Origin of the sequence: Streptomyces cupreus (genome assembly GCF_014257025.1) — a bacterium.
Taxonomy (GTDB): domain Bacteria; phylum Actinomycetota; class Actinomycetes; order Streptomycetales; family Streptomycetaceae; genus Streptomyces; species Streptomyces cupreus.
The window spans coordinates 1-9,533 of sequence record NZ_JACMSF010000121.1 but is presented as its reverse complement, the minus strand read 5'-3'; the positions used below and the strand labels follow the sequence as shown (position 1 = coordinate 9,533).

Below are 9,533 nucleotides of genomic sequence, written 5' to 3'. Positions count from 1 at the left end.
CGCGACATAGCCGTCGAGAACCGAGCGGAAGATGGCGGGCTTGATGTCGTCGAAGCCAGGTCCCTTCGCGAGGCTCAGCGCGGTCGAGCCGAGCTCACCGGACAGGTCGAGCATCCCCGAGAGCTCCCAGTCGAGCACCACCGGCCGACCTTCTTGAGCGAGCAGGTTCCACGGTTGGATGTCCCTGTGGGTCAGCACGACGGGGCCTGGCCGTTCGCAGGTGTCGACGAAGTGGGCAATCGCGAGGAACGTCTCGACGTGAGAGGCGAGCTCGTCGGCCCACGGCTGTCCGGTCGCCGCCGCCCGCGCGGCGAGCTCGGGCCAGTCCCGTGACGTCGGGTCCTCGATCGACACATGGGTCCACGCGACGTCGAGCGCGTGGATGCGCGCGAGGATCTCACCGATCTCGAACGCGTACGCCGCCGACACCGGCGCTTCGGGCACCTTCTCGCCCTCGACCCATCGGTGAACGAGCGTGCAGTGGCTGGCCGAGATCGGCTCTGGCATCGGAATGCCGGCAGCGAAGGCCGCCCGCTCAAACCTGAACACGTCCTCGACGCGATAGGTCCAGCGGCGGTCGACGAGGTTCAACTCCTTCACCGCGAACGACCCCTGGTCGGTGTCGAGCCGGTACATCCGGTTGGCGAACCCGCCGTGGACGCGGATCATCGGCCCGATCGGCGCGCCGAGATGCGAAAGGTTCACCCACGCATTCTAGGAACTGGCAGTACATCGATGCACCGGGCCTTCTCGCGATGCATGCTCACGATCACCGCCACGCCGACGAACGGCCACAGCCCGAACCACTTACCAAACACGCCTTAGCAGGGGCGGCGAGTTCGCATTACGCGACGGCGGTCCCCTCCAACTCGACCATCTGGCCGGGGACCGCCAGTCGCGTCACCCCGAGCATCGTGGTGGTCGGCGCCACCCCGGCGACGCCCAACCGCGCCGTCAAGCCGCCGTAGTGCGCGAAGAGCAGATCGACGTCGGTCGTGTAGACATTGAGCCGGACGAGGTTCGCGAGAGACATGCCGGCCTCGCCGAGCACGGCCTCCAGGTTGTCGATGCTCAGTGTCAGCTGCGCCGCCATGTCACCGTCATGCCGGGGCTTGCCGTCTCTGCTCATCGCGGTCTGCCCCGAGATGTACAGCGTCCGTGTGTGCCCGGAGACGGCCTCACCCTGGTTGAATCCCATCCCCACCGACCACGTCACCGGGTTGACCGCCGTTCGTTCCACTGCCACATCGGCTCCATTCGATTCATCGGGAGTACGTACGCCCATCGGCTCGGCAACCGCCGGCTTCGACGTCGCGGCAACGAGCCTCCCAACAAATCACGACACCCTTAGTCATGTATTCCGTTAACGTTCTCGCATGCGCGCCGACCGGTTGGTCTCACTGGTGCTACTGCTGCGCCGGCGCGGTCGACTGACAGCGGACACGCTGGCCCGCGAGCTGGAGGTTTCCACCCGCACCGTGCTGCGCGACATCGAGGCGCTGTCCGCGGCCGGCGTCCCGGTCTACGCCGAGCGCGGCAGGCACGGCGGCTTCACGCTGTTGCCCGGCTTCCGGACCGAGCTCACCGGACTGAACCACGACGAGGCCCTCGCCTTGCTGACCGCCGGATCGGGGCGCGGCGAGCAGGCGTTCGGCCTCGGCTCGGCGCTCGCATCGGCCATGCGGAAGGTGGTCGACGCGCTACCCGAAAGCCACCGGGCCACCGCGAGCGACGCGTCCCAGCGCTTTCTCGTCGACCCGGAGACCGACCTGCTCTCACGCCGACTGGTCACCGAGGAGGTGCCCGACTCCACAATGATCGAGGTCCGGCGCGCGGTGCTCGCCGGACACAAGCTGCGCATCCACTACGCGGCCACAGGCCAGACACCAAGGTGGCGCACGGTGGACCCGATCGGCCTGGTCACCGTACGCGACCGGGGCTACTTGCTGGCCACGAGATCTGGCGCGGACCGCACCTACCGGCTGTCGCGGGTGTTGGCCGCCGAGGAACTGCCCGAAACAGCACAGCGACCGAACCGGGTCGATCTGGACCGGATCTGGCGGGAACGCTCCGCGCAGTTCCTCTCCGGCGGCGACCACATCACCGTGCTGGTACGGGTGAACCCGGCGCGGCGGGAGGAGCTGCTGGACACCGCGCTGGCTGTCCGCGCCGAAGAACCCGACGCAGACGGCTGGCTGCGTCTGGAGGTGACCTTCCAGGATTCCCGACACGCCGAATGGGCGCTGTGGCAGCTCAGCGTGGATGCGGAAGCCCTGGCCCCGCAGTCGTTGCGTACCTCCCTACGCAACCGTGCCGCCGCGATGGCCACCCGCTACGGAGACTCATCCTGAGAGAGCACGTCAAGTCCGTCTCTGGTGTTGACCTTCAACGCCACCCTCATCGAGACCGGCACCGAGTCATATCGCCTGGCCCGCACCAAGGCGGGCAAGACCAACGGGGCGGGACAGCCTGCCCGTGTGAGCCTGGACCGTTCGACGCGAATACGCGTCCGGTACGACCCAGCCAAACCGCGGATGCTCTACAGCGCCGATCCAGCCCTCCCGCCTTACTGACCCGACCCGCACGCCCCGGTGACCGGCATCGCAACGGCCCCTCCCCCGCACGGTGTCAGACAGTCGGAAGAGGCCAACGGGGTGTCCCCGGCAGTGTCGGGCGGCCGACGCGTGGAGCGTCCAGCCATGCTGGAGCAGGGCGACACCCCCTTCTTACGACGAGGAGCACCGTATGCCCACAGAACCGATCGGACGCTTCCTGGCAGTCCTGAACCCGGAGCAGCGCAAGGCCGTCGGCGCCAAGCCGCGCCAGGAGCAAGAACGCCTGGCGGCAGCCTGGGAACGGGAACTGGAAGCCGATGACGAACTCGACACCCTCGACGAACTGTCCCCGCCGGCAGCAGAAGCCGAAGCCGCCCGTCGCGTCCTGGACCGCGGGATTGACTAGGCGGCTTCGTTTGGATCACTGATGGCAGTGGCGCCCTTCGTCCTGCGGCTGGCGCGGACTGCGGCGGTGTGGCGGTGCTGAGGGCGAGGAGTGCCGGGGCTGCCGGGGCTGCCGATCATGCCCAGGGGCGCGCTCACCGGCCGGTTCGACGACCAGCGGAATCCCTTCCGGGCGACGGCACAGTCCGCGGGGCCCAGGAATCACCATGCCGGATGCACGAAGGGCGCGACGCGGGTGTCCAGCCACATGTGTCCGGCCCACGCCAGCACCAGCACGGTGGCCGACCCCGCCAACAGGGACACGGCAGCCCGTGTGCCCCGGCCGGCCCCGTGGGGCATCGCCGCCCCTGCCAGGCACCGGGCCGCCAGCGTGAGCGCCGGGAAGGCCAGCAGCATGAGCGGCAGCTCCACGTACAGCAGACTCAGGTCGCGCTGGTCCTCGAAGCTCCCCCGCAGCCCTGGTCTTGAGCCGTTCAGCCAGACACCGAAACCCGCCACCGCGGCGACAGCCGCCACGAGACACCCCACCGCTCCGGAGCGCTCACCACTCCTTCTCATAACGGCTAAGGACTCACCGCCGCCTGCCCGGGTTCCCGGACCCGGCGATGTTGTGCCGCACCAACCTGCTTGATGGATGGCCGAGTTGCCTGCCCGGGACTTCGGCGCGGAACTCAAGCACAAGCACACCCTTCGGGTTCGCTTCCTCGCCTGTTCCACAGCATGCTGTGGAACAGGCGAGGCCGTCGGTGTCACGTCCCGCAGGGTGGGGCGGCGCTGGGCCCGCTCAGGCCTGTATCGCCGGCTTGAGGACCTGCTCGCACCACTCGCGGAAGGACGTCGGGCTCGCGGTCCCAGGGGTGCGCGGCACACCGTCGTCAAGGCCTTCGTCCTTGGACCGCATCATGTCGACGTAGCCCTCCACGAACGCCTCCCCCACGCCCTGTTCGGCAAGTGTGGCGCGGAACGCGTCGAACGACTGCCGCGCGTAGCGGACCGGGCGGCCCAGCACGTCGGACATGATGCGCGCCATGTCGTTCGCCGACAGATCCTCGGGGCCCAGTACCGGGACCTCGCCCGTCCCCGTCCACGAGCGGTCGCGCAGCAGACGTGCGGCGGCCGCGGCGATGTCCCGGGTGGCGGCCATCGGCGCCTTGCGGTCGGCGGCGACGGTGTCGGTGAAGATGCCGGCGTCACGGATCGAGGCCGTCTGCCACAACAGGTTGTCCATGAAACTCGGGTTGGCGAGCGCCCGGTAGGCCACGCCCGTACTGGCGATGAGGTCGTCCATGGCCAGCGACGCCGTCACCAGCCCGGCGCGGCCGGCGACGTCGGTGCCGCGGCCGAGCGCCGAGACGCCGACGGCATGGCCAACTCCGTGCTCCGTGAGCGCCTTCGCCGCGGCGCGCGTGAACCCCGAGTAGGCGGCGTCCACGCTCGGCGCCCGCCGGTCCACGGGGGGCACCCAGAAGACGGCGTCGGCGTCGGCGAAGGCTCGGTCGATCACTTCGGCATCGCCGTGCGAGCCGGTGACGACATCGACGTGGGGACGGACCGTGTCGGGGAGTTTGTCGGGGTCGCGCACGATGACGCGCAGTTCTTCGTCGCGACCGGAGGCCTCGTTGAGAAGGATGTGCAGAAGTCGGCTGCCGATCCTGCCGGTGGGTGTCGTGATGACGATCATGTTTTGAGTCTCGGGGGCCGCCATCTGTGGCGTCCAATACCCTTTCCGGCGATTGATACCTTACGGGCATGGATCTCGATCTGCGCAAGCTCCGCTACTTCGTCGCGGTGGCCGAGCACCAGCACTTCGGGCGAGCGGCGGAAGAGCTCTACATCGCCCAGCCGGTACTCAGCCGTCAGATCAGGGCCTTCGAGCAGGAGTTGGGATGCATCCTGCTCGTCCGGACCACCCGTAGCGTGGAGTTGACCGCTGCCGGGAAGCAGCTCTACGAGGAGGCACAGGGGATCCTCGCGAGCGTCGCCTCGGCTGTGCGGCGCGTACACGACACCGATCGGGGCGTCCAGCGTCTCGTGGTCGCCTTCTCCCCCGGGCTGCATGTCGCGGATGCGATCCGGGCGTTCACCTCGCGCCACCCGGATGTCGAGACCGACGTGGTCCCGGCACCCTGGTGGCAACAGGACGCCCCGCTCCGCACCAGCCGGGCCCAAGTCGGCTATCTGCGGCGGCAGTTCAACGAAACGGGCTTGCACGTCATCCCCATCGGCCACGAACCCAGGGTCGCCTGCATGCCCGCGGCACACCCGCTGGCGTGCCGTCAGGACCTCACTTCCGCGGAACTCGACGGCCAGCGTCTGCTTGACTCACCGAAGCGGCGGACATCGTCACTTGAGGAGAAGTTCGAGCTCATCGCCTCCGGGCACGGCATCGCGCTCATCCCGCTCGGCGTCGCGCGGTCCTACTCTCGCCCCGACCTCGTCCACCTTCCCGTCACCGACGCTCCAGAAGTCGAGACGTGCCTGGCCGTCGCCGCGGACCGACGCGAGAAGCTGCTGCGCGACTTCCTGCAGACCGCCACGGCAACGCTGCGGCAGACCTGATCGGCCAACCTACCCAGCACGCCCCGCCCCTACGGCGGAATGCGGGCCGGCGAACAGGTACATCCGTCAGGGCGTCCCGCGATGCCACGGGAGGTTGCCCGGGGAGGTCAGGATCTGGCGCGGTCAACGGCACGGGCCCAGCGGCGATTGTCCTCGTCGGAGTCGGTTCGAGCGATGCTGAGCGTGCGCTCGAACAGGTCGTGCAGCCGTGGCGGGTATGACTCGCGTGAGACAGGCAGCATGAGCAGGATGCGGTATCGAATCCACGTGTCGGTGGCCTCCGCAAACACCTGCATCGACACCTCCAACCACGCTTCCCATACGTCTTGCGAGGCGTCCTGTGCGGAGGCGCGGGTGCCATGCGGTTCGTGTGCCGGCGACCGGGGTGCGCGCAGCGGCATTCCGGTCCAGTACCAGGCGCGCAATGCGCCCGCGCGCTCAGCGTCGGTTCCCGACCTCAGGTATTCGACAAGGGCGGCCTGTACGCGGCTGCGGCCGAAGGAGTGGAGCGCCGGTTCGACGAACCAGCCGCAGAAGCTGGGGTCCGGGTCGGCCACGGCCGCGGCCATGACCGGGACGAAGAACTCCTCAGGCAGGCGCGTGCTTTCACGCAGCGGCTTCCTCACCCGGCCGGCCAGGCGCCGTGCGCGGGCCTTGTCCGACCCCGGCGCCTCGTCGCTGATCCCGAGGAGCCGAGCCACCTCAGCCGTAGCCTCCAGGAACGCGCGCGCCCGCAATGCGCGCACCCTCTCTCTGTCCTCTGTTTCCTCGGCCACGGCAGCATTCTGGCCCACCTCAACGGCGGGATGGATCCACAACCGGCGATCCCTGCGCCCGTGTTCTCCCTGGAACGGCTCCTCACCCCCGTTCACCGGGCTGAGCCCGCGCGTCTTCGGCGAGTTGGTCACCGCACTGCGGTGCAAGGGCGCCGATCCGGTCCGCAGAGCCTCTCACGGGAGGCCGCCGCCCGTCAGTCCGCTGACCGACGCCGCTATCTGCCCTCACGGCCTTCGCCGGCAACGGTCGGCAGGGTCTTTCGCACCTGAGGTACGTTCGGCCCATGACGCACTTCACGGATCGCACGGTTGCCCGGTGAGCAACTGGTGGGCCTATCTGGAGGAACAGACCCGCCAGGAGGTGGACGCGAACGTACTGCGGGACCGCCGGATCATGGCCATCAAAGCCGTATGGGAGGCGTTGCGCCCACTGGAACTGGGGTTGCGGGAGGCGGAGCAGGTCGTCCATGCGCGCTACGAGTTCTTCGGCGATCGCGTGCAGTACCCGCAGCCCGATCCGCTCGACGTGCCCGCACTCGCAGCCCGTGCCGCAGCCCACCCGGGTCGAGTGATCGCGGTCGAGGCACTCTGGGACGGCGACACTGTCCACGGCTGGTTCGTGATCCTTGTCGCAGTCCTGGAGAACCCCTCCGGGGAAGGCCACTTGGCGATCGTGTACCACCATTCTGACGGGCTTCCACCGGGCACCAGGGCCGAAGAGGCAGGCAAGGCCCTGGCTCACCACCTCAAAGTGCCCTTCCACTTCCCCTCCCCAGACGCCCCTGACGACCAGGCGCCACGCTGGCGGTCACTCCAGCACCCGTGATCTTCACGGTTCCTGGACAACCGCCCGTGGCGTCCGAAGGCGCAGGTGGTGCGGCCTGCCGGATGCGCAGCCTGGACTGCCGACGATCAGGCAACTCCCCATCGGCAGCATCAGCCGCGCGCCCGGATGTCCGGATCTGAGGAGGCGCGTGGCACAGGGCGCTTCCCCGCCGAGCTGGTCATGGCGCCGACGTGCATACCATTACGGCGCGACGGAATAGCTCAAGTCGGTCGCGCTGAGTGAGGCAGGTACCAAACGCAGCCACATCGTGCCGCGTTCGCCGGGATCGTCGTGCAGGTAGTGCACGAAACGCTCGTCCCAGCGAGATTCGTCCGCGCCCAAGTAGCGGGTGAGCTTACGACGCCCCCTCGGTACGTCGAAGGGCACCAACTCGGCCCGGCCCCGGGCGATCACCTGCCGGACACGCCCTGTTGCGATGTCGCATTCATCCACGACGAGGGCGACGCTTGGATCCTCCTTGACACGGCTGAACAACCTTGCCCAGGGCCCCGTCAAGGTCCAGAAGGCGCCGTCTTCCCAGAGAAACCAGACAGGGCGCACCGTCGGCCCGCTCGTCGCGATGCGAGCCGTCAACGGTTGCCGGAGGAACGCGTCCACATCGAAGTCATGAGAGGCCACAGCTCCAACCTGCCACTGTCGCCCGACAGTTGACCACCGACCTGCGACCTACGACCAGAGCCCCATGCGCACGGCGCACACGAAAAATCGAGTCCACGACGCCACCCCGGCCCGAGGCGCATCGGCGTCGTCCGTCGCTCCGGCGTGCTATGAGTACGTCAGATATTGACGGTGTTGAGTGGCCCGGCTCGGCAGTAAGTTTCGGCTCCACCGTTCCTGATCGGGGAAGCGGCGTCAGTCGAGCAGGGTGAACAGCACCTCGTCGACTTCCTCGCCTCGACCGTTCGCGAAATCCAGGCCGTTGCCGGTGGCCACGAATCCGCACTTCTCCAGGACCCGGATGGAGCCGACGTTGTCCGCAGCCGCCCGGGCGTGCAGTGGGCGCTCGGGGGCGAGGTCGAGCAGTGCTCGCAGCGTGGCGGTGGCGGCTCCTCGGCCCCAGTATTGCCGCCCGATCCAGTACGTGACCTCGCGCTCCTCGGGCGGGCCGAACACGCCGGCGTTCCCGACGATCTCACCGCCGTCGCCGACGACGGTGCGCGCGATGACCGCGGGATCCTGGCGGATCCGCGCCCAGTGGGACTGGAAATGGGCGTTGTCCGATGGGTCCTTGGCCGTGAACGCTGCCATGCGGATTCCCTCGGGCTCGTTCATATGGGCGAAGAGAACGGGCAGATCAGCGTCTCTCACTTCGCGCAGCGTTACCTCCATCGAAGCCTCCCGGCCGGTGATCGTGAGCGGTCAGTCGCGTTGTGCGGCGCTTCGTCGATCATTTCAGACGCTACCCACCGCCAAAAGAGCAGCGGGCGGCTGGACTCTCGGCTTCGTCGGGGCCACCGTACGGACTGCCGCCAAGGCCGTCCTACGGGGTGTACACCTGCCGGTGGAACTGCGGAAACCGTATGGCGTCCGGGTCGAGCAGGTTGATGAGCTCTACCAGTTGCCGCTGCAGCGCTTGCAGGCGCTGTTCGGCGGGAGCGATGTCCGCGGCAATCACGTCCACGTCCGCAAGAAGTTCGGAGAACCACGCGGTGAAGCGGCTGTCGGTGTCGAGGCGTTCGCAGAACTCGGCGTAGTCGAGACAGCGTCGGCGGCCCGGTTCGCCGTTCGGGTGGATCATGACGCTGCCGATGGCGCGCTGCTGGATGCGGAACAGCCGTAGCTCGTCGTGGCGGGCGGTTGACCGGTTGAACGTCTCGGCGATCTGGGACAGTTGCGTCATGACCTGGCGATTCGATCCGCTGCTGCCGAGGTCGAGGAACTGCACGTCGCGCCGGAGGATTTCGACCCATCCCAGATACTCGGCGATGACGAACACGGTGCTGCGCCGGGCGAGTTCCGCATCTTCCCGTGTTCCGTGCACAAGGAAGAGCGTCAGGTATCTGCCGCCGAGGATGTTGAACAGGCGGCTCTGCAGGTCGAATGCCGCCCAGGCGAGTGACGCGCCGTACCGGTCCATGTAGTTGAGCCGCTCGACCGCGGCGATCCGGCGCTGCTGCCAGTACCCCAAGAGCACCGTCGCTGCCGCACTGGCCAATGCCACGGCCGCCGATATCCAGGTGAGCGTGTCCACGCCAGAAACATAGCCGCACGGGCGCGATCCCGGTCGGGGAACTCGTACCACCGACAGGAGCCAGCCACCGGCCAGGCTGGGCAGGCCCGTCTCCCGGCAGTACGGCTTTCTTCACCCTCCTCGACGCTTCACCCATAGCATTCACCTCCACTCCATTGCAACGAGTGGCAAGCTAGCTATTGCATTAGCTTCCAATCCGT

13 protein-coding genes are annotated in these 9,533 nt (G+C 68.1%); 5 read left to right on the top strand and 8 right to left on the bottom strand.

Translation table 11 applies throughout. From position 1 onward, the window contains the following. Together H4N64_RS43315 and H4N64_RS43310 are read right to left on the bottom strand one after the other, a co-directional pair. On the bottom strand, positions 1-669 hold a 669-nt coding region (locus H4N64_RS43315; protein ID WP_260860392.1), incomplete at its 3' end, for a phosphotransferase family protein. A gap of 175 nt (positions 670-844) precedes the next feature. Next, a complete protein-coding gene (locus H4N64_RS43310; protein ID WP_186288125.1) occupies positions 845-1,240 on the bottom strand; it encodes a Rid family hydrolase in 396 nt (131 codons plus the stop codon). A gap of 136 nt (positions 1,241-1,376) precedes the next feature. On the opposite strand from H4N64_RS43310, the gene H4N64_RS43305 reads away from it, so the two are divergent. The 3 genes from H4N64_RS43305 to H4N64_RS43295 all read left to right on the top strand — a co-directional run bounded on the left by H4N64_RS43305 (position 1,377) and on the right by H4N64_RS43295 (position 2,961). Beyond that, on the top strand, positions 1,377-2,351 hold the full coding sequence (locus tag H4N64_RS43305) for a helix-turn-helix transcriptional regulator (protein ID WP_186288121.1): 975 nt from the start codon (positions 1,377-1,379) through the stop codon (positions 2,349-2,351). 27 nt (positions 2,352-2,378) lie between these two features. Beyond that, positions 2,379-2,573, top strand: a complete 195-nt coding sequence (locus H4N64_RS44690; RefSeq protein ID WP_222110092.1) for a hypothetical protein — start codon at positions 2,379-2,381, stop codon at positions 2,571-2,573. Positions 2,574-2,745: 172 nt separating this feature from the next. Further along, entirely contained in the window at positions 2,746-2,961 is a 216-nt protein-coding gene (locus tag H4N64_RS43295; RefSeq protein ID WP_186288120.1) for a hypothetical protein, read from the top strand. Between the two features lie 200 nt (positions 2,962-3,161). On the opposite strand, the gene H4N64_RS43290 is transcribed toward H4N64_RS43295, so the two are convergent. Both H4N64_RS43290 and H4N64_RS43285 read right to left on the bottom strand, forming a co-directional pair. Then, the gene (locus tag H4N64_RS43290) at positions 3,162-3,476 is read right to left on the bottom strand and encodes a hypothetical protein (RefSeq protein WP_336246968.1); all 315 of its coding nucleotides are present in this window, start codon (positions 3,474-3,476) and stop codon (positions 3,162-3,164) included. Positions 3,477-3,744: 268 nt separating this feature from the next. Continuing rightward, on the bottom strand, positions 3,745-4,641 hold the full coding sequence (locus H4N64_RS43285) for an NAD(P)H-binding protein (protein ID WP_186288118.1): 897 nt from the start codon (positions 4,639-4,641) through the stop codon (positions 3,745-3,747). 68 nt (positions 4,642-4,709) lie between these two features. On the opposite strand from H4N64_RS43285, the gene H4N64_RS43280 reads away from it, so the two are divergent. Continuing rightward, a complete protein-coding gene (locus H4N64_RS43280) occupies positions 4,710-5,519 on the top strand; it encodes a LysR family transcriptional regulator (RefSeq protein ID WP_186288117.1) in 810 nt (269 codons plus the stop codon). 107 nt (positions 5,520-5,626) lie between these two features. Here the strand turns inward: H4N64_RS43280 and H4N64_RS43275 are convergent, their stop codons facing one another. Next, complete coding sequence (locus H4N64_RS43275) at positions 5,627-6,427, bottom strand: hypothetical protein (protein ID WP_260860394.1); 801 nt, start codon at positions 6,425-6,427, stop codon at positions 5,627-5,629. Between the two features lie 184 nt (positions 6,428-6,611). Here H4N64_RS43275 and H4N64_RS43270 point away from each other — a divergent pair, with 184 nt between their 5' ends. Next, positions 6,612-7,121: a hypothetical protein gene (locus H4N64_RS43270; RefSeq protein ID WP_186288116.1), complete on the top strand. Its 510-nt coding sequence runs from the start codon at positions 6,612-6,614 to the stop codon at positions 7,119-7,121. Positions 7,122-7,322: 201 nt separating this feature from the next. On the opposite strand, the gene H4N64_RS43265 is transcribed toward H4N64_RS43270, so the two are convergent. The 3 genes from H4N64_RS43265 to H4N64_RS43255 form a co-directional block, all read right to left on the bottom strand. After that, the gene (locus tag H4N64_RS43265) at positions 7,323-7,760 is read right to left on the bottom strand and encodes a pyridoxamine 5'-phosphate oxidase family protein (RefSeq protein ID WP_336246967.1); all 438 of its coding nucleotides are present in this window, start codon (positions 7,758-7,760) and stop codon (positions 7,323-7,325) included. A 234-nt stretch (positions 7,761-7,994) separates the two neighbouring features. Continuing rightward, positions 7,995-8,471 (bottom strand): GNAT family N-acetyltransferase, encoded by a 477-nt coding sequence (locus H4N64_RS43260; protein WP_186288115.1) that lies wholly within the window; start codon positions 8,469-8,471, stop codon positions 7,995-7,997. A gap of 151 nt (positions 8,472-8,622) precedes the next feature. Then, on the bottom strand, positions 8,623-9,333 hold the full coding sequence (locus H4N64_RS43255) for a hypothetical protein (RefSeq protein ID WP_186288114.1): 711 nt from the start codon (positions 9,331-9,333) through the stop codon (positions 8,623-8,625). Positions 9,334-9,533: the final 200 nt, after the last annotated feature.

Excerpts from the sequence above, each read along its gene's own strand:
- H4N64_RS43285 (WP_186288118.1), bottom strand. The coding sequence starts at position 4,641 with ATGATCGTCATCACGACACCCACCGGCAGGATCGGCAGCCGACTTCTG.
- H4N64_RS43305 (WP_186288121.1), top strand. The coding sequence starts at position 1,377 with ATGCGCGCCGACCGGTTGGTCTCACTGGTGCTACTGCTGCGCCGGCGC.
- H4N64_RS43295 (WP_186288120.1), top strand. The coding sequence starts at position 2,746 with ATGCCCACAGAACCGATCGGACGCTTCCTGGCAGTCCTGAACCCGGAG.
- H4N64_RS43260 (WP_186288115.1), bottom strand. The coding sequence starts at position 8,471 with ATGGAGGTAACGCTGCGCGAAGTGAGAGACGCTGATCTGCCCGTTCTC.
- H4N64_RS43280 (WP_186288117.1), top strand. The coding sequence starts at position 4,710 with ATGGATCTCGATCTGCGCAAGCTCCGCTACTTCGTCGCGGTGGCCGAG.